Annotated in this window: 15 protein-coding genes; 4 read left to right on the top strand and 11 right to left on the bottom strand. The window is 44.5% G+C overall.

From position 1 onward, the window contains the following. Positions 1 to 41 precede the first annotated feature (41 nt). From FFM77_RS09890 to FFM77_RS09860, 7 genes are all read right to left on the bottom strand, one after another. On the bottom strand, positions 42 to 3,110 hold the full coding sequence (locus tag FFM77_RS09890) for a mucin-binding protein (RefSeq protein WP_171001601.1): 3,069 nt from the start codon (positions 3,108 to 3,110) through the stop codon (positions 42 to 44). Positions 3,111 to 3,494: 384 nt separating this feature from the next. Next, a complete protein-coding gene (locus FFM77_RS14105) occupies positions 3,495 to 6,479 on the bottom strand; it encodes a mucin-binding protein (protein WP_171001600.1) in 2,985 nt (994 codons plus the stop codon). Positions 6,480 to 6,864: 385 nt separating this feature from the next. Next, a complete protein-coding gene (locus FFM77_RS09880) occupies positions 6,865 to 8,049 on the bottom strand; it encodes an MFS transporter (protein WP_223876818.1) in 1,185 nt (394 codons plus the stop codon). 99 nt (positions 8,050 to 8,148) lie between these two features. Further along, positions 8,149 to 8,916, bottom strand: a complete 768-nt coding sequence (locus FFM77_RS09875) for an NUDIX hydrolase (RefSeq protein WP_137635597.1) — start codon at positions 8,914 to 8,916, stop codon at positions 8,149 to 8,151. Between the two features lie 60 nt (positions 8,917 to 8,976). Beyond that, complete coding sequence (locus FFM77_RS09870) at positions 8,977 to 9,138, bottom strand: hypothetical protein (protein WP_137635596.1); 162 nt, start codon at positions 9,136 to 9,138, stop codon at positions 8,977 to 8,979. Between the two features lie 469 nt (positions 9,139 to 9,607). Further along, positions 9,608 to 10,465 (bottom strand): alpha/beta hydrolase, encoded by an 858-nt coding sequence (locus FFM77_RS09865; protein WP_223876822.1) that lies wholly within the window; start codon positions 10,463 to 10,465, stop codon positions 9,608 to 9,610. Positions 10,466 to 10,482: 17 nt separating this feature from the next. Further along, positions 10,483 to 11,382 (bottom strand): C40 family peptidase, encoded by a 900-nt coding sequence (locus FFM77_RS09860; protein ID WP_137635594.1) that lies wholly within the window; start codon positions 11,380 to 11,382, stop codon positions 10,483 to 10,485. A gap of 170 nt (positions 11,383 to 11,552) precedes the next feature. On the opposite strand from FFM77_RS09860, the gene FFM77_RS09855 reads away from it, so the two are divergent. Then, on the top strand, positions 11,553 to 12,017 hold the full coding sequence (locus tag FFM77_RS09855) for an Lrp/AsnC family transcriptional regulator (protein ID WP_137635593.1): 465 nt from the start codon (positions 11,553 to 11,555) through the stop codon (positions 12,015 to 12,017). A gap of 595 nt (positions 12,018 to 12,612) precedes the next feature. Next, the gene (locus FFM77_RS09850) at positions 12,613 to 13,815 is read left to right on the top strand and encodes an NAD(P)/FAD-dependent oxidoreductase (protein ID WP_137635592.1); all 1,203 of its coding nucleotides are present in this window, start codon (positions 12,613 to 12,615) and stop codon (positions 13,813 to 13,815) included. Positions 13,816 to 13,860: 45 nt separating this feature from the next. Here FFM77_RS09850 and FFM77_RS09845 read toward each other — a convergent pair whose 3' ends face one another. Next, complete coding sequence (locus FFM77_RS09845; protein WP_137635591.1) at positions 13,861 to 14,457, bottom strand: TMEM175 family protein; 597 nt, start codon at positions 14,455 to 14,457, stop codon at positions 13,861 to 13,863. Positions 14,458 to 14,596: 139 nt separating this feature from the next. Continuing rightward, positions 14,597 to 16,321, bottom strand: coding sequence for an MFS transporter (locus tag FFM77_RS09840; RefSeq protein WP_137635590.1), 1,725 nt, complete (start codon positions 16,319 to 16,321; stop codon positions 14,597 to 14,599). Between the two features lie 166 nt (positions 16,322 to 16,487). On the opposite strand from FFM77_RS09840, the gene FFM77_RS09835 reads away from it, so the two are divergent. After that, positions 16,488 to 17,084 carry a TetR/AcrR family transcriptional regulator gene (locus tag FFM77_RS09835; protein ID WP_171001598.1) on the top strand — a complete coding sequence of 199 codons (597 nt, stop codon included), beginning with the start codon at positions 16,488 to 16,490 and terminating at the stop codon, positions 17,082 to 17,084. A gap of 79 nt (positions 17,085 to 17,163) precedes the next feature. Here the strand turns inward: FFM77_RS09835 and FFM77_RS09830 are convergent, their stop codons facing one another. After that, on the bottom strand, positions 17,164 to 18,717 hold the full coding sequence (locus FFM77_RS09830; protein ID WP_137635588.1) for an ABC-F family ATP-binding cassette domain-containing protein: 1,554 nt from the start codon (positions 18,715 to 18,717) through the stop codon (positions 17,164 to 17,166). Positions 18,718 to 18,806: 89 nt separating this feature from the next. Then, positions 18,807 to 19,394 carry a GNAT family N-acetyltransferase gene (locus FFM77_RS09825; protein ID WP_137635587.1) on the bottom strand — a complete coding sequence of 196 codons (588 nt, stop codon included), beginning with the start codon at positions 19,392 to 19,394 and terminating at the stop codon, positions 18,807 to 18,809. A gap of 115 nt (positions 19,395 to 19,509) precedes the next feature. Here FFM77_RS09825 and FFM77_RS09820 point away from each other — a divergent pair, with 115 nt between their 5' ends. After that, complete coding sequence (locus FFM77_RS09820; protein WP_171001074.1) at positions 19,510 to 19,890, top strand: VOC family protein; 381 nt, start codon at positions 19,510 to 19,512, stop codon at positions 19,888 to 19,890. Positions 19,891 to 20,104 lie beyond the last annotated feature (214 nt).

Genomic DNA, 20,104 nt, shown 5'->3' with positions numbered 1-20,104 from the left:
TGCAATTTCTCGCACTAAATCAGCGTTTTTTCGATTATATCTTAATGTTGACGAGACTTAAAACCAGCAGCCGTTAACAACGAGCTAAACAAAAGCCCTAATCCTAACCAAGCGGTGGTCGGACGTTGCGCCTCATCGGTTTGCGGTAATCCGGTCTTGGCCGCAGAAGCACTAGCAGCTGGCTTTGAATCGGTCGTGGTCTTAACATGAGTCGCTGTTTTGACAACTTGTGTCTTGACGGCAGCTTTGGTTGTCCCTAATGCTTGTGGTGCAGCATTTATAGTATCACCAGCTGGTGCCAGCTTTGTTTCAGTTGTCTTAGCTGGCAATGTTGCTTTTTTAACTGGTGCCACTTGAATATGGTCAGCTTGACCACTATCAACATCGGTTGGTGTCGTAACCTCAGGAGTGGCCACATTAATCGCGTCGCCCACACCATTATCATCAGTATCGGGTGTGGTTGGCGTCGTGGTACTGCCACCGTTATTATCGGGATCCGGATTGGTTGGCGTTGTCGTTCCACCACCGTTATCGCCGGTATCTGGATCAGTCGGTGTCGTCGTTCCACTACCATTATCGCCGGTATCTGGATCAGTTGGTGTCGTCGTTCCACCACCATTATCACCAGTATCGGGATCAGTTGGCTTAACAGGGTTAGCCATATAAGTCACGGTCATCACCATGTCGGAACTAGCCGCCGTTACTGGCACTGCGGCAACGACTAATTGATCAGCCGTGTAATCCGCAATCACTGGTGAATCTTGAGCGGCAAAGCCAGTAGGTTGTTCAGTGACCCAATCGGTATACGTGCTTACCCCGGTAACAGCATCCGTTGTGCCGGTCCGTGTGAACTGAATCGTCGCCACTTTATCAGCGGCCGCGGTCGGCCCATCGCTATAAACATAGTGAATGGTTTGCGTAATCGTCTTTTGTAACGCCTCAGTATCAGTAATTGCAGTCACTTGATGCGTCAAATGAACGACATAGCTTGCAGGTTCTTCGCCATAAACAATCCCATCGGTTGGTACCTCATCATTAACTAGTTCATAACCAGCTTTCAAATAACTAGCCACTTTATTAGCCGTTGTATAGTCCGCAGTCGTGCCTTGGTCACCAGTTAAGACATCCGTTGCCAAAGTCTGACCGGTCGTATCATCAACGTAAGTCACCGTTGCATCGCCAGTCAACACAACATTCTTCGTATAAACATAAGTCACGGTACCGCCAGCCGCAGTTAAGTTCCCATTAGCTGCCAAGCTGCCCTCAGCCATGCCTTTAAACGTATAGCCATCAAACGCCTTTTGCGTCGTCTGGTAAGTTAAGTCCACGATTTGACCATTTGGATAAGTTGCCGTATCCGTAGCTAAGACGTTACCGGCATCATCAACATAAGCGACGTTAACTTGGCCAGCAGGCGTATTCGGAATCATCATGATATACAAGATTTGTGGATTTTGACTGAACGTTCCTTTAATTGGGCCATTAGTCGCTAAGGCCACATAATTTGCAACGTGCATGTATTGACTTAAATCAAAACTATCACCGATTTTGGTTCCGCTCACAACTTGATCAGGCAAGCCAGTAATTGACCGCCCTTTAGTATCCACATACTTAACGGTAACCGTTGATACAGACTGAAAATTAGCCGGTTGGAAAATCCGCATATCGGTCCGGAATGATACCCCATTGCTATAAGTGACATTTACATAGCGACCAGGTTCCCATTTATCAGAGTATGGAATACCTAAGTTACCATAAACGATATAACCATCAAACCCACTAATTGGTTGAATATCATCAATCTGATACTGATTATTGCCTAAATTAGTTAACCGTTGTTCTGTGCCATCAGCTGTATTGAACGTATAGCCAAACGCATCGTTAATCGTTTCACCCTGAACACCAGTAATCGTCATGCCGGTAAAGACTGCCGATTGACCAGTGACCACATTAACCGGTGTCTCATTGGTTTTCATGACGACTTGACCGCCAGCCGCAATAAAGACCCCAGACTTATGAATGCCTGCTAACGATGAAAAGTCCGTCAAGCAGTTGCCGGTTAAGCCAATATAGTTACCCGATAATTTATTATTTCCCATAGCAGTTAACCAGCCACTCAATTCTTTTAATTGGGCATTCGTCATCCCATATTGATGTCCTTGATAAGGTGACTCATTAGGATTGATATCGACATACCACAGGTTATCCGTATTAATCGCGGTTAATGGCTTGAGATTAACGTAACCTAGATAAGTCGATTCAATGGTTAATTGGTACAAACTCAAAGTTGCTAACGGACTTAAATCCATACTTACAGTTGCACTATCTTTGATTCGAATCGTCAAACTAATTGGCCCGCTTGTCAGATAATTAAGATTTTCAATCCCGGCTAGCGTAGTCACCGGTGTCGCATCAGTATTAACAGTTAACCGCCCGTGCTGAGTGCTATTGTAATGTCGAATATCACCAACCGTCAATGTTTTACTAGTATCTACAAATAAAGCTTTTTTAATCGCATTACTCAAGTCGGCATCTGCAATCGTCACGACCGTATCATCTGGCGTGGTCGTATCAGTGGCTTTAGTCGGCACTGCTGGTGCTGCCATCCGTGAACTTTTGACTTGGTTGGCTGGCGCCGGATTGGTGTTAGTTGGTGCGGTACTTGTCGTTGCCTGACTAGCCACTGATTTGGCGTCACTAGCAGAAGTCGTTGAGGTTGCCCCGTCACTAGCGGCTGAAGTAGCAGTACTACCGACACTCGATGCGGCTTGACTGCCTTCAGAACCAGCTTCACTAGTTGCGGATGCTGGTTCACCACTGGTTGCGCTTTGACCAGAATTAGTCGATCCGTCGCCGCTGGTTGCTGACGTGGCTGGTTCAGCACTAGCCGGTGTAACTTTGGCGTTACTTAAAGCCGCCGAACCGGCCGACGTCCCTGCACTAGTGGACGTTGTGACACTGTTTTGACCCGCATCGTCAGTTGCCGCTTGTGCTGGCGTTGCTGCGATGGTTCCAAGTGCTAACATCGTCGAGGTGACACCCATGACCATCCATAGCTTCTTGTGCTTATACATTTTAACCCGCGTTTTTGTTAATCCTTGATTAGCCATTTTAGTATCCCCCTTGGTGATCCCGACGATCTTTATCATCAAAATTAATTATCTTTTTATTTATACTCTTATCATAAATCCAAAAATAAATTAATTCAATAAGGAAACTATTGCAATTATTAACTATAATTAATACTAATATCGGTTTAAATTCATTGACCACTTTAACTTTTTGGATAAATCGTTTAAAAGCCTTAGCATCACTACCTGTCGACCATTTTCGTCCAAATAGTGCCGAACCACTACCAGTATTACAATCGCTAATACTGGGTTAAAACTTTTTTCCTCAACCTTTACCTCACTTGCCAATCTACCTAGACCAATTTTAAATTAATACGAAAAAAGCCTCAAACCAATCCAAGTTTGAGGCTTCCAATCTAAAACTTAATTTTTCCGTTGTTTAAACCCAACTGCTGTTAATAAAGTCATGATTAATGTTCCTAATCCTAACCAGCCCATTGCTCGCTGCTGGCTATCATTGGTTTGTGGTAATGCTGATTTATCCAATTTAGGACTTGAAACCGGCTTTAAATCTGAGGTCGGTTGAGTAACCGACTTATCAGTGGCTAACTTAACCAATTGGGCTTTAGCAGTCATCCTCTCACCAGTAGCTTGCTGGGGGTCAGTGGCTAGTACCCTTGTGTCACTTTTATGAATCATATCTGCCTGACCACTATCAACATCAATTGGTCCATCAATAACTGGTGGTGTCGTACTCTTAATTGTATCGCCAGCATCAGCTTCATTGGTATCGGCAGCTGCAATCCCATCATTTTGACTATCTGTATTCGGAATAGTTGGCACTACAATCTCATCAGCATGATTAGCGTCATCAGTATCTGGACTTGTCGGTGTTTCAGTATTTCCGGTATCCGGATCAACTGGTTTAACTGGATTAGCCGTATAAGTAACCGTCGTCATCATATCGGTACTCAAAGCCGTAACCGGAACTGCAGCAATCACTAATTGATCGGCTGTATAATTGACAATCACTGGTGAAACCTGAGCTATAAAGCTCGTCTGGTGATTGCTGTTCTGCCAATCCGTGTAAACCGCTTTGCCGGTCACGGCATCACGCATACCAGTACGAGTAAATCGAATAGCAGTCACTTTATCAGGCGCGGCCGTCGTCCCGTCCGCATAGCGATACTGAATCGTTTGCATAACTTGTTTTTGTAACGCCTCACTAGCCGTAATGGTCGTTAGTTTATGACTCAAGTGAACCGCATACCTTACTGGAGTTGCCCCATAAACAATTCCACTTGCTGGTACGTCATCATTAACCAGCTTATACCCTGCCTGCAAGTAATTGGCAATTTTGGCTGTGGTGGTATAGTCAGCCGTCCCCCCTTGATCACCGGTTAAACTGTCATTCGTCAAAATCTGACCGGTTGTATCATCATAATAAGTAACAGTGGCATTACCAGTTAAAGCGACATTTTTAGTATAAACGTAAGTTACCGTACCACCAGTTGCCGTTAGCGTCCCAGTAGCTGCCAAACTATCTAGTGCCATCGTCTTAAAGGTATACCCAGCGAATGCTTTTTGGACAGTGGTATAGCTTAAGTCCACAATCTGACCATCTGGATACGTGGCCCCGGCTGTCGCTAAAACATGACCATCCGTGTCGACATAGTTAACAGTTACTTGACCAGCTGGCGTCGTTGGCATCAGTTTAATGTACAGCGTTTGCGGATCTTGGCCAAATGTCCCAGTAACGGGGCCACTAGTCGCAACTGCCCGATAACCAGCCACTTGTAAATAGGGACTCAAATCAAAGCTATCGCCAATATTGACACCATTTACGACTTGATCAGCCAAGCCAGCGATTGGTTGGACATTGGCATCGACGTACTTAACGGTCACATTAGGATGAGCTTGCCAGTTAGCGACCTGATAAACCATGATATCCATCTGCAATAAAACACCATTAACATACGTCTTGTTAACATATCGACCTGGCTGCCAACTAGCTGAGTAGGGCATTCCCAAATGACCATATGTTAAAAATGGATAACCTGGTGTTAGTTGCTGAACATCATCAATATAATATTGATTTTGACCTAATGAACTGATGGGGTGCTTACCCGCTACACCGGTGTTCCAAGAATAACCGTATGAATCGGAAATAGGTTCACCATCCAAACCGGTTAACGTGACACCGGTAAAAGTCACGGGTTGGCCAATAACCAAATTAATTGGATTATTAGTCACAATCGCCACTTGCCCCATCGCAGAGACATAAGCACCCTTTTTGGTAATCCCCGCTAATGGCGAAAAGTCCGTAATACAATTGTTATTGAGTTCAAGACCGGATTCGCGTGAATAAGTATTATTAGCTATTTTGGTCAGCCAAGGGGCTAGCTGCACTAATTGTTCGTTAGTCATCGCATACTGATTGCCTTGAAAGGAACCCCCATTAGGTTCAATCCCCATTACCGTAAAGTGACTTGGGTCAATAGCCATCAATGGTAATAAGTTCATCTGACTAGTATGGTCTGATAAAATTCTTAAGCTGATAAATCTTAACGGTGCCAGCGGAGTGAAATCAATATCTACCGCGGCATTGTCAATTTGAAGATCCGCATAAATTAGTACCCCGACCGGCAGATATTCAAGATTTTCAATACCGGCCAACGTTTTGATTGGCGTATCCACACCCGTCGTAATCTCAAAGGCATTACCAGGATAATTTTTAATTTGACCAATCGTAATCTGATCAGTCGTTGCCAAATTAAGTCCTTGTTTAACCGCGTTGCTTAGATTGGTATCCGCAATCGTGACGACGGTATTATCACTAGGCATAGCGGTAGCGGCCGTTTTAATTAAAGCAGCTGGCGACGCAACTCGCATCATTCGCGGTTCGCTACTTTGACGGACCGCTGTTGACGCCACGCTAGTACTCGTTGAAGTAGCGGCGGATGACGCTTGACTAGTAACCGACTTAGCCATCCCCGATTCAGTCCCCGCACTAGCGGCACTCGGTGCGGTACTACCAGTACTTGAATTCACTTGACTGCTTTCAGAACCACTCGCGCTCCCATTATTGTCGACGGTCGAATTAGTCGCGCCGCTAGCGGCACTTTGATCAGAGTTAGCTGTACGATCACCATTGGTTGCCACTGATGCCAACGATGTAACAGTACTAGTCTTCGTCTCACCGTTTAAGGTTACGGATGTCGCTGACGGACTAGTGCTCGTCGGCGTAAGCGTAGTCATTTCACCGGTCGTTATTGCAGTATCCGCTTGCGCCATTGTTGCTGGCAAAGTCCCTAATGCCAGCATCGTCGTTGTCATCCCCATTACCAGCCAAAGTTTCTTATGCTTATACAATTTAAAACGCGTTTTATTCGATTCTGGATTAGTCATCTTTGGTTCCCCCTTGATAACGCAGACACCTTTTATTATTAATTGAATAATCGTTTTATTTATATAGTCATCATAAATCCAGAATGGGGTTAATTCAATAAGGAAACTATTGTGATTATTAACTATAATCAATACTAATATCAGTCCAAATTGATCAACTACTTTAACCTTCAGTTTAAATCGACTAAAGGCCATTGCATCACTACTGATAACCAGTTTTAATTAAAAACAAGCCTTACCACTGTCAGTATTACGATCATTAATACTGGCCGAAAAGTTTTTTGTTCGGTGATTTAACTAAGCTATCATCAACTTAGACCAATTTTAAAAATCATCATAAAAAAACGCCACCAGCACTAACAGCTGATGACGCTTCAACTAATCATTAGTCACGATCAACGTGATCTTTTAATCCAAATAATAACACTAAAATGCCTAAGACCAAGGCGCCAACAAAGACCCCGAACACGGCGGGAATCGAGAAGCCAATACTAATCAGCATCCCCACTAGATAAGGTCCACCAATTGCGCCCACTCGGCCAATTGACTGGGTCACACCAATTCCCATCCCGCGAACGGCCAATGAATAATGACTCGGCGTAAAGGCAATCATAATTCCCCATGCGCCCAGCGTGAAGAAGGACAGCCAAGCCCCACTCACTAAAATCATCGTATTCGACGTTGCGAGACCAAAGACCGCTGCACTGGCCATCGTCCCTAACAAGTAGATCGATAAGACCAACTTGCGCGAGACCCGCCCCACTAACCAAGCGGCCAAGTAATAACCTGGCAACTGTGCAAGACTCATTAACACCGTGTAACCGTAGCTCTTAACAAGCGGAAAGCCACGTGTCGCAAGAACGGTCGGCAGCCATAAGAACATCCCATAATAGACGAACATAATTACAAACCAGAGAATCCCTAACGCTAAGGTTGTCCGCCAATATTGTGACGACCAGACTTGCGTCCAAGCTTCTTTAAAGCTATACTTCGCTGCTTCGGCGGTATGGGTTTCTGGCAAATGCCGTCGAATCAAGATGACATAGAGACCCATTAAGGCCGTAATCAACACGGTGACCCGCCAGCCGATATACGTCATCACCGAAAAGGCCAAGACGGCAGCTAAGATCCAGCCAAACGCCCAGAAGCTGTCTACTAAGACCAGCATCCGTGAGCGTTCTTTGCCTTTAAAATGATCGGCAATAATTGTCGTTGCCACTGGGAGTTCGCCCCCGAGTCCTAACCCGGTAATAAAGCGCACCAAGATGAATAATTCAACATTCGGCGTTAACGCTAACAGTATGTTACCACCGGAAAATAATAGCAGGGTCACCAGCATAATTGGCTTACGGCCAATCTTATCCGCTAAGTGACCAAAGATAATCGCCCCGAAAAACATTCCGAGCGATGTTACCGAACTCACAACCCCCAAGGTGCTCGCCGATAAGTGCCAACTCGTCTTAATCGCTGGCATGATAAATGACAATAACGCGACGTCTAAGGCATCAAACAGCCACGCCGTCCCGATTAACAGTAAGAGCTTGTTGCCCTTTACTTCTGTTGTTCCCAAAATAACGTTTCCCCCATGCGTCCTAAATCCTAACTCAGTGGTTTAGGTCTTTTTTACCTTTAAAAGGTGTTACAAGATTACCATGGGGGCTAAAACGTGTCAACCCACCGTTTTCAACCGATAGACTTTGGCTGGGCGGCCAGAACCTGATTTGTGGGCTAGACCAGTTTCGGTAAATAAATGACCGTGTGTTTTACGGAAGTTCGAATTGTCGATTAAACTGCTGGGCTTACGTAACAACGTCGCATACAATTCACGCGCTTGTTTTAGTGTAAAACCAGTCCCTAACACGAGTAAAATTGTGGGCGCATAGTCGAGCCGATTTCGTAGTCGGGTGAATGCCGTCCGCAAGATTAACGTATGATCAGCGGTTAGACCACTGGCCGTCACATACGGGGTTTGATCTTGGTAATACTTTTTTGCACTAACGGTAGCTGGCAACGTTTGAAAGACTAACTTACCGGCGGCTAATTGATAAGCCGCTTTAGTCGGTGTGACCGCAAACCACTGGACTGCTTTGGCGCCATAACCGGGCACTAAGGTTGGTTTGACTGGTAAATAAACCATGTATGCTAAGGCCAGTTCGCGCTCTCCGGGACCACGGTGTGGATCTGAGAACGTGCCTAGTTGTTCAGTGTGGACGGTCGGTAATGTCACGCCGAGTTTCTCCCGGACTAAACGTAGCGAGGCGTCGTCGGCACTTTCATCGGCGCGTAAATACGTGGTCGGCAAGCCCCACGTTGATTGAAATGGGGCTTCGGAACGTTGCAACAACAAAAGCTGCAACTGTTGCGTGGCTTGATCAAAGCTCCAAATAATATTCGTAATACTGATTAATGGTCGGTTGACTACGGGTGCTATCGTCATCCTAACCGCCTCCTTACAAAAAGGCCACGACAGTTTGCGTCGTGGCCGAAATAGTCGATTTTAAAGTTGTTGTAAAGCTTGTACCGTCCAGCCGTTAATCGCTGACTTTTCGATAATCGCTTTCTTGATTTCCCAGACATCCGCCTTGATATAGCGTTGTCTAGCTGTCATTAAAGGAATGTTCTGATAAACCTCATGACCTTTATTAATCGTTACTCGCATTTAATTACGTCCTTTCCTAACGCTCAGGAAATTTTGCAAATAATTCTGGGTACTCATACTGGGTCAAGTATTTGAGTCTTCAATTTATTTATTCAAAATCTGAGATGCTTAATTGGGTTTGGACTATCCACAGCTCCCAAACCAAGTACTAACTTTAACACATCCCACCACTTTAAGCTAATGCTTTGACCCTTTTTTCCTTATTATTAAGGTTTTTAATAAAATAGCAAGCGGTTACCGTTGTGATTTTAGCATCGCCGCCGTACACTTAAGGTAATCAAGTTAGGAGGCGGTTCCGGATGCATAGCTATAAATATTTAACCTATGGGGGCATTACGGCCGTTTATTTAGTGGCACTTTATGCCCTCTATCATTTATTACGGTTAGCTTACGTCTTATTCCTAATGTAAGTCCGGTAACTAAAAGCAGTTCGGTAAGCTTTGCCGAACTGCTTTTTTTATCGTTCATTTTAACGATGCCACAAATAACGATCAACCGCTAACGCCACTTTGGCATTTTCATGTAACTGACTATGTTGCGCGTGTTTACCATAGAAGTCTTTTTCTGTGTAAGTCACTTCACGATCACGTAATAAATATTTAATCGACCGTGCAGACACATTCGTTACCAAACTATCGGAGTTGCTACCATCGTCTAAATTACCGACAATATTCAACAACTTCACGCCAGTTGGGAAAGCTGTCCGTTTAGCGGCCAGCAACTGATAGGCAGCGTGCTGATACTTAGGCGCACCCGACGCTAAAAACGAATTCTGATTGGCAACATCATCTTCACCAACGACCCCATCAAACGGACCGGCGATTGTCACCAATTTATTGACTGTCGGAAAGCCACTCACTTGCGGCGTCATCAACATGTTGACACTCGCCACGCACCCTGCCGAATGGGCAACTAGATTATAGGACTTAAACGCATGTACTTGTTGTACTGTCGTGATCACATGGGCTAACCACGTGCTTTGCTGGTTATATTGCGCCAGGTTATTCTTAAAGACAACCTGAATAATCGGATTCCGCGTCTGATCCGCCCAATGCCCACTTAACGTCACTGTACCACCCGCACTAACCGTTGCCACTAGCACCTTATGCGCATGAGCGGTCTTTTCAGCATGCCTAATCAACGTGTTCGTCGACTTCGCACTGCCTTGAAACCCATGCAGATAAAAGGTTGGCCGCTGACTGGTCACATACGCGGCTTGTGGTTGACTACTCTGACTACTTTTTTGCTTACTACTCTGCTGATTACCCTTGGCGCAGCCACCTAAAATGGCAACTAATACCAACACTAACCCTAACCAACGTCTCATTCTCACTAACTTTCGCCTCATTCACGCCAATAACGTTTAATTTGAACCAATTCATCTTTTAAATAAGTAGCCGACAACTGCAAATACGTCACGTGTTTACCCGGTGTCGGGGAATGCAATAGCCAACCATCACCAGCATACATCGCCACATGATGTAAGGCACCGCGACCCTGGTGATGGGCAAAGAAACACAAGTCCCCTGGTTGAGCCTCAGCTAAGGTCACCGTTCGACCACCTAAGACTTGTTCACTGACATCGCGCGGTAACGTGACGCCGATACAGCGGTGCAGCGTGTAGACAAAGCCAGAGCAGTCAAAACCATAACCGCTCAAACCACCCCAGAGATACCGTAAGTCCAAGAAACGTTTGCCTAACTGGACCATCGTTTGACCAGCCGTTAAATCGGTCGTCTTAAAATCAAATTGAGTCGCCCGTTTGGCCACTTTGCCAATTCCTAGTGGCGTCTGAACTAGGTCATACAAACTATCTTTAGTCGAAACGACTGGTAGTTGCGTTCCAATACTTAATGGTAAGATCGTACTACCATCGGCCCGCAATAACGGTGTGAAGCCTTGGCGAATTGTCACCGTTGGCCCGGTCTGTACGGGTAGTTCAGCGGTCGAGAGTTGCGGTGCCCATACCCAGCCAGGATACCCCTGCGGATGGACTGAATCACGCTGGGTCGTCACATAGACGTAAGCCCAGCCATCCACAATACGGTCGATCAAGACTGGATCATTAAATAATGCTTGCGTTCCAATCATATTACGTTGTTCCAGGCCAACTGAATCCGCATCTGTCATCTGGGCCAGCCAAGTTTGTAACCCTTGATTCGATAACGCTGCTTGATCAATTGAACGTACTTGTGGTCGCTGCCAGACCGTAGCCACGGCGGCGCGTACTCGTGCTGTTTGCATCATAAAGCCCCCTCATCTTTTTAAGTCAATTCTATCATACCCTTTTTTCAGCTGAACTTAAGGTTGCCAGTTAAGTTGTTATCTTTTCTTGATAAACTTAACTGTAAAATTAAAAATTACTGTGAAAGTATGCTATCATACTAATAATTACTCAGGGAGGCGTTTTTACAATGGACAAAACCGATTTGAAGATTCTGAACGCCTTACAAGCGGATGCGCGGATTTCGCTCAAAGCTTTGGCGGATCAGTGTTTTATCTCCTCACCCGCAATTTCAGCCCGGATTGCGCGGCTTAAAACAGCCGGCATTATCCGCGACTATCAGGCTAATCTCAATTATGAAAAACTCAATTATCACATCAAAGCTTACATTCAGCTCCAACTAGAACCTACGCAAAAGGAACGGTTCTATCCATATGTTGCCAGCATTCCAAACGTCTTGGAGTGTGATTGCGTCACCGGGGAATATTCCCAGATTATGAAAGTCGTCTTCGAGTCGACGCAAGCCCTCGATGAATTCGTCAACAAGATTCAGACTTTTGGCAAGACCAGCACCCAGATTGTCTTCTCAACCAGCGTCTCTAGTCGTGGCATGGTCTTACCAGACGATCACGATATCAGTAATATCGTGGAATAATTTGGCTATTACTGGCCGGCTCCGCTTGGTGTTAGTTTAAATTGCCGCCTACCGGTTGGTTCCTAAAACGCTGGAACGCCATGGGCCATTTTGAAGCCAAAGGACGGTCTTAAAAACTGGCCTTGGCCTAAGTCCGAGCAGACCACTCGCACTAAGGCCAACGACACGGCTGAGCATTTTAGGAACCAACCTCTCGGCTAAATGACTGAATTGAAAATAATCAATCGTTAATTTTTTAATAGCCGTTAGTTAACGCTGAGCAGGCCAGAATTGGCTCAGTGGTGTCGTTTATCTTGGTCGGTGTTTTTCTGATTTAGATAAAAGCCCGCACTTTGGCTTCAAAGTTCCAACCGATTCTGGGCCAACCAAAGTGGCAACAAACAATTAAACAATTTACCTTATAAATAACGGTCAACCAGCACTTAAGCGGTTGACCGTTTGTTTATATCCATAATTTTAATGCCGTTTTACCTGCATTCTTCAGCTAAACAGTGTACGATATAGCCAGTTAATGATTGCTAAACTGGGCATGTATAATCCCGGATTACGTCAATTCATTTAAAACTAGCTTAAATATAGAAATGGGGTAAGCTTTATGGCAACAATTTTGGTACTCGGTGGCGGCTACGCGGGGATGCGCGCTATCAAATTCTTACAGAAAACGGCTCTGGCCGAAGATCACTTAATCTTAGTGGACCAATCCAGTCTCCACACGGAAAAGACTAACTTGCACGAAGTTGCGGCTGGAACGATTGACCCCGCCAAAATCACTTATGATATTCCTAGTGTGCTTGGCAAGCGGGTCACCTTTATTCAAGATCGCGTCACTAATGTTAGTGTGGATGACCAGCAAGTGACACTAGCTGAGCATGCACCACTGACCTATGATTATTTAGTACTCGCATTAGGCTTTCAATCCGAAAGTTTCGGCATCAAAGGGGTTGATGATAACGCCTTACCGATGGATGACTTAGCGACGTCCAAGACGGTCTATCATCATATTGAATCCAAGTTAAAATACTACGCTGAAACTAAAGACCGCAATGATTTAAAAATTGCCGTTTGCGGGGCTGGCTTTACGGGTATCGAACTCTTGGGCGAACTGACCCAATCCTTACCCAAGCTACAGGCCAAGTACCAGACACCCGCCGTTAAAGTTGTCTGTCTAGAACGCATGCCATCGATCTTGCCAATGTTCGGCCAATCATTACGCGATTATGCGCTGAACTTCATGGCAAAGCACGACATTGAGATGCGCTTAGGTGCCAGCATTACTGAAGTCACACCAACTGCCGTCATTTACGAAGATGCCGACAAGCAAGTCCATCAGTTCGATGCCAATACGATTATTTGGACGGTTGGCGTTAGTGGCTCGCACGTCATCGCCGATTCAGGCTTTGATCAACGCCGTAATCGCGTCGTCGTGCAACCCGACCTATCATTAGCCGACCATCCCGAAGTCTTCATTGTCGGCGACGTGGCAGCTGTGATGGACGCCACCGGTAAACGGCCCTATCCAACAACCGCTCAGATTGCCCTCGCTGCGGGTGAACAAGCTGCCAAGAATATCGGTGCGTTACGCCGCGGCCAGCCTACTGACGCCTTCCATTATCAATCCGTTGGTACGGTGGCTTCCCTTAGCGACCGCGATGGTATTGGCGAAATCTTCAGCAAACACCGGCCAGTCCATGGTTATCCCGCTTCTGCGCTGAAGAAAGTGATCACCGACCGTTCCTTGCTTGAGAGCGCCCATTTGAGTACCGTCTTCCACAAGGGGCGCTTTGACCTTTATCATTAAAATTCAAAAAGACGCCTGGAACTTAATCCAGACGTCTTTTTTAGACTATTCAGCGATCTTATCACTATCAGCCGGTGTGCGAATCGCCATCAAAATCAGTTCAATCACCGTAAATACCATTGATAATGGTGGCCAGACAAATATAATCAGGAAAAACACAACTACCGCAACCACCCAGAAAAAAGCATTGGCATGAATGCGATACGCGGGCATTGCTTGAATCTTCGCCGCAATTTTAGGATGATCACTCACATTGGCCTGAGCGATGGCATGTGAAAGTACCGCGTAGGCGATGGCCCATAACAGAAAAATAATAAAATAAAACAATTCTGGTTGTGGCTGATCAATAAACTTTCCAGCCCAAGCCGTCGACACGGGTAATAACGACATCGTCAAAATCCAAATATTATTCAACCAATAAATTCGTTTCGTGATATGCTTCGTTAACGTCAACATATAATGATGGTTATACCACGCCACCCCAATAAACAAGAAACTGATCAAATACGCAATTAAATAACTCGCATTCTCCGCTAACGCCGCAAATGTCGGCTCACTCGGCACATCAAACTCTAACACCATAATCGTCAATACAATGGCTACCACAGCGTCAGTAAACGCCTCAACCCGTCCTTTATTCATTCTCGCCAACCCCTTAGTTCAGTAATCTGATTAATTAAATTAAATATACCACTCGTTAGTATTAGGCCAAATAAAAACCACCTACAAATCGCATCATAGGTGGTTTACTAAGCAATCTTTTTGTAGTTCGATCGTGAAACTAGAAAGTAATAACAACAAGAATTGATAACAAGGCCAATGGAATAATGATCTGGAACGTTTTTAGGAAAGCATCATTTAAGTTCCATGTTAGTCGCCGCCGAATTTGCTTGATTCCTAATCTTAATTGTTGATTAGTGACCCGTACACGATGATCAACAGTTCGGTTAATTACAGCTGTCATCGCTGCTTGCACTTGACGCCGTTGCACTGCTGGAATCATAGTTACCGGAACTTGATGTAACATGGCAACCTTATCCAATTCGGCGCGGGTTGCCTTTTGAACTAGTTGTTGACGCTGTGCCTTTGAAACAGTCACCCCTTCGAAAGTCACACGCTGATTGACTTGGCTATTACTATTAGTTGCCTGTTTAAATTTGCGAGCTAGTTTCCGATTAGCTTTATTTTTAACTACTTGGGCAACATTTAACCGGGAAACAACTTGCCGACTATACATTAGTGTGTGATTTTTAGCGGTTTGAACATTATTGCTCAATATCGACATAAAAACCGCAATTGATAAAATCATGCCAACTTGCCGTAAAACATTTGCAACACTTTGTGAGTCAGTCAATTTGATGCCATGAAAATCTGCCACCACTAAAATATTCACAGTTGCCGCAACTAACCCATAACCAATCCCAAGAAAAATTTCACCAATAATTAATGACGTATACTGATTAGCGACCGGTAATTGCGTGATCAACCAATAACTTCCCGCAATCATCGCGAAACCAGCCCCTACCAACAATTTATTATTCAATCGCTTGACCAACAAGGATGTTAAGATTACCGATAACATAACCGCTAAAGAATATGGCGTAATTTTTAAAGCAGCATCAAGTTCGCTTTCACCATGCACTTTGGTTAATAATGTCGGCATTAATGCTGCAAATGCCCCCAAGAAGAAGTTGCATAAAACCAATGCTAAACCTGAACCATCAAAATTACGACTTTTAAACAACGACAAGTCAATCATTGGTGTAGCCGTCCGCCGTTCACGTATCATAAACCCTACGAAACTAAGAAGCGAGCTCCCCGCTAATCCTAAGATTGCCAATGAAGTCCACCCCCAAGTATAGCCTTTAATCAACGCCATCGATAAACAAAATAATGTTGCCATAATTAATCCAGCTCCCAACCAATCAATTTTAGTCGGCTGAGTGGCTTCATGCCTCAATGGTAAGACAATCACAAAAATAATAATATCAAGGATAATCAGTGGCACATTCATTAAGAAAACCCATCGCCAACCAAAATACTGTGCAACAAACCCACCTATGCTCGGTCCAAGCGCCACCGCTAAGCCTTGCACACCAGCTAACATAGCCACGACCTTATTCCGATTTTCCTGAGTGCTCAATTCTAAACCAATTACCATACTCGTCGGAATAATGCTAGCTGCACCAATACTCTGAATTGCTCGCCCCACCAGCATCCATGGTAAATTAACGGCATTGCCGGTCATCCATGATCCTAAACCAAAGATAACCAAGCCAAGAAGAACCATCCGATTACGTCCAAAGCGTACTGCCAAGCGGCCTAATGGAATAATCATCGTTGCAAATAAAATCGTATAAATATTTAATGCCCAAGATAAATCATTCAGACTTACATTGAATGCACTTTGAATCCTCGGTAAAACAATCGTCATGATTGAGACATCCATCATACAAAGCAAGTTACCAATCAATAGTACGGGTAAAACGGTCTTCAGTTTGTTCATCACAATGACCCCCAGTCAGATTGAAAGTCGATGATTTGCGCAAATCTCGATTGTCACAGCTGTGATATTTCTTTCAAAACCTAGTATACTTACAGTCATCAAAATGTCGAGTCATTATCAACAAGTGCTACAGATGGTCAAAAATGTGACAGGAGGTTTCATAAATATGGATGGTCACGCTAAACTTGCTCAACAATCACGGACTTGGATTATTGATGCTTTCTTCGATTTATTAGCACAACAAGACTACGAAACGCTGACGGTTAAGGCAATTACTGATCAAGCCCAGCTTTCTCGTCGAACTTTTTATCGTTTTTTTAAAGATAAAGCTGCCATTTTAAATGATTTGAGTCAACAATTTTTAACGAGTTATGCTAAGGCACTTCAGGAACTTAATCCTAAAATGGTGACCTTTGATGACATTGTGGTCCTCTTTTTCCGTTTCATGTGGCAACACCGAGAGCGACTGCAACTACTCATCAAACAGAATCTTTTTATGCCTAGATTACCGCTAGTGATGGCACAAGCTCCTCAGTTATATCAAGAATTCGATGCGCCATGGCACCATTCGGATAGTACTGAGCAGATCAACCTTTTAATGACCTTTATGCTGGGCGGCTATTGGAGCGTTATCAATGACTGGTTAGCACACGCTGACCCGGTCCCACCGGAAGAAATCGCCAACAACCTATTACTCACCTTAAAAAAGACAGACTTAAAAGTTGTCGAATTTAAAAAAAATGCAGCTAGAGAATCCTACTAGATTCACTAACTACACTTCGTCAACGTTAGGCCAAATAAAAACCACCTACAAATCGCATCATAGGTGGTTTATCAGTTAACTAGTCTTGCCGATCTTTCAAGCTCAACTTTTCAACGTTCAATTGTTTATTAATCCAGCCGTCCACAAAGCTACTTTCATGGCTAACTAGAATCAAGTTACCAGGGAATTCTTGTAAGGCTTTCTTCAAACCTTCCTTGGTTTCATCATCCAAGTGATTGGTTGGTTCGTCCATGATTAAGAAGTTGCTAGGCACCAGTTCCAATAGTGCCAACTTAACCTTAGTCTGTTCCCCACCACTCAATAGATGCATCGGCTTCATGGCGTTAGCGGCGTTAATCCCACACTTGGCTAACTTCGTCCGAATCGTCTTTGGTAGCATCGTTGGATACATTTCTTGAATCGTATCCAATGGCGTTAATTGTGGATTATCCCATTCCAAGTCTTGGTTGAAATAGTTAATCTTAGCCGATGGTGAGAAGTTTGAAGTCCCGCCCAGTGACGGAATCACACCTAAAATTGACTTAATCAAGGTTGATTTACCAACCCCATTAAACCCTTTAAAGGCTAACTTTTCGCCACCAGTCATCGTAAAGGTGACCGGGGCTAATAATGGCTTGCCGTAACCAACTGATAAATGCTTCACTGTCAAGGCGTTCTGTGATCCCGTGTCTAAGTATGGGAACGAGAACTTGGCATGGGCATTTTCACTCGGTGGATCGACCCGATCCAAATGCGACAGCATCTTTTCCCGTGACTTGGCCATCGTTGACTTCGACCCAGCCTTGTTCTTCCGAATAAATTTTTCAGCCTTATCAATCACAACTTGTTGCTTTTCGAAAGCTTTTAATTGGGCTTCCTTACGGGCTTCTTTTTGGCGCATCGCAGACTTAAAGTCGCCACGATACTTGATAATCTTGCCAAAAGCCACGTCACAAATACAGTTCGTGACTTGTTGCAAGAAGTCATAATCATGGGAAATAACCATGACCGCCCCTTCAAACCCATTCAGATAATCAACTAACCACGCGATGTGCGCCGTATCCAAATAGTTAGTTGGTTCATCCAGGATAATCACATCCGGGTCTTCCAGCAATAGCTTTGCCAAAATGATCTTCGACCGTTGGCCACCAGACATTTCACTAATAACATGGTCACGCCCGATTTCATCCAAGCCTAGCCCAGTAATGACCCGTTCCATCGCCGTTTCGATATCGTAAAAGTCATTGGCTTCCAATGTTTCTTGAATCCGGCCGGCCTTTTCTAATAACGTGTCGTCCATTGATTCAGCATAATCGGCGTAGTATTTTTGCATTTTAGCATCCAAATCATACAATCGTTGAAAGGCAGTTTTCAGAAAATTATACAAGGTCATCCCGGCTGGAATGTCGGCATATTGGTCTAAATACCCCGTCCGAATATGATGTTGCCATTTAATTTGACCTTCTAAGGGTAAGATCTGACCCGTTAAAATCTTGATTAAGGTACTCTTGCCAGCCCCGTTCTGACCGACAATGCCCATGTGATCGGCCCGTTCTAACGTAAAGTTTGCGTCTTCGTAAAGTTTACGATCAGCGAAACTTTGCGAGAGGTCGGTTACTTCTAGTAAAGCCATCTTGTTTTCATCCTACTTTCATTAATTAACTCTGCAAAACAGGCCCCGTCGATTCCAACGAGGCCTGTCAATTAAAGACTTAGGTGACGCTATGCCATGACTAATTCTTTATCTAACTCATACTGCATATGGAAATACATATGATCACCAATTGGCTTGATCCCGACCGTTTCGTAATCGTGACGGTCGTATAACTTCTTAGCACCAGGATTAGCCATATCCACATTCAACCCAATCCGCTTTTGTCCGGCTTGGCGTGCATATTTTGGTAAAGCCGCTAATAAGCGCCCCCCAATCCCGTGGCCTTGATAATTGGGATCAACCGCAATCGAATCCAAGTACCATTCGTGCTCATAACTTTCTGCTTCAGCTTCAAACGCTGAACCAAACGCATCGTTATCCGCCGTGACCTGCGCTAACACGTCATCAACGGCATCTTCATTTTTGTCAGGGTAACCAAATGCCACCCCGACCACTTGACCATCGGCCTCGGCCACTACCGTCGTTGCCATATCGGACAAATAAGCTGGTGTCCGGTACGCGGCAGTAATGGCCTGCTCTAAGTCAGGTTCTGGAATGTCGTCTAGTTCCTCAAGTTGCATTTCATCAAAGATCATATTAATTAGCGGTGCTATCTGGCCCGCGTCATCCTGATCAGCTGGTCGAATCGTTATCACAAATAGTCCTCCTATCTTAGTAATTAATACCTTACTATGAATCGTCGACGATGTCAAAATTCACGAACCCCGTGGTATACTAGTAACCGAATTCATTTTGAAAGGATTTGAGTCTGTGAATATTCGCGACATTGATCATATCGTTCTAACCGTCACCGACATCGCCCGGTCACTCCGGTTCTACCATGAAGTCTTTGATTTACCCATCATTACTTTTGATGGTGACCGTAAAGCAGTCCTCGTCGGCAAACAAAAAATTAATTTTCAAACCATCGATGAACCACATACGCCAATTGCAGCTAAGCCAACGCCTGGTAGCGCTGACTTATGCTTGATTGCGCGTGATGATATTGAAGTGATTCAACATCATTTAAAGAGTTACTTTGTAGACGTCGTGGCAGGTCCAGTTGAACGAACTGGGGCGCACGGCCAGTTAACTTCCTTATATGTACGTGACCCTGATAATAATTTGATTGAGATTAGTAATTACAAGTAAGTAAAAGCCCGGATTAACATTAACTTGTTAATCCGGGTCTTTCTTTACATTGTTGAACTTTATGTAGTAGATTACGCTTGGTGATAGTTAAAATTGCCGCCTGCCGGTTGGTTCCTAAAACGCTGGAACGCCATGGGCCATTTTGAAGCCAAAGCTGAGGTGTACCCCAAAAGTTGGAACACAATCTGAGGTGTTCTGATAATGGATAAAATGA

Origin of the sequence: Lactiplantibacillus songbeiensis, assembly GCF_005405125.1 — a bacterium.
GTDB lineage: Bacteria > Bacillota > Bacilli > Lactobacillales > Lactobacillaceae > Lactiplantibacillus > Lactiplantibacillus songbeiensis.
This window is presented reverse-complemented; position numbering and strand designations above follow the sequence as displayed.

Coding starts and splice junctions, on each gene's coding strand:
- FFM77_RS09890 (WP_171001601.1), bottom strand. CDS start 3,110: ATGGCTAATCAAGGATTAACAAAAACGCGGGTTAAAATGTATAAGCAC.
- FFM77_RS14105 (WP_171001600.1), bottom strand. CDS start 6,479: ATGACTAATCCAGAATCGAATAAAACGCGTTTTAAATTGTATAAGCAT.
- FFM77_RS09875 (WP_137635597.1), bottom strand. CDS start 8,916: ATGACGATAGCACCCGTAGTCAACCGACCATTAATCAGTATTACGAAT.
- FFM77_RS09870 (WP_137635596.1), bottom strand. CDS start 9,138: ATGCGAGTAACGATTAATAAAGGTCATGAGGTTTATCAGAACATTCCT.
- FFM77_RS09865 (WP_223876822.1), bottom strand. CDS start 10,465: ATGAGACGTTGGTTAGGGTTAGTGTTGGTATTAGTTGCCATTTTAGGT.
- FFM77_RS09860 (WP_137635594.1), bottom strand. CDS start 11,382: ATGCAAACAGCACGAGTACGCGCCGCCGTGGCTACGGTCTGGCAGCGA.
- FFM77_RS09855 (WP_137635593.1), top strand. CDS start 11,553: ATGGACAAAACCGATTTGAAGATTCTGAACGCCTTACAAGCGGATGCG.
- FFM77_RS09850 (WP_137635592.1), top strand. CDS start 12,613: ATGGCAACAATTTTGGTACTCGGTGGCGGCTACGCGGGGATGCGCGCT.
- FFM77_RS09845 (WP_137635591.1), bottom strand. CDS start 14,457: ATGAATAAAGGACGGGTTGAGGCGTTTACTGACGCTGTGGTAGCCATT.
- FFM77_RS09840 (WP_137635590.1), bottom strand. CDS start 16,321: ATGAACAAACTGAAGACCGTTTTACCCGTACTATTGATTGGTAACTTG.
- FFM77_RS09835 (WP_171001598.1), top strand. CDS start 16,488: ATGGATGGTCACGCTAAACTTGCTCAACAATCACGGACTTGGATTATT.
- FFM77_RS09830 (WP_137635588.1), bottom strand. CDS start 18,717: ATGGCTTTACTAGAAGTAACCGACCTCTCGCAAAGTTTCGCTGATCGT.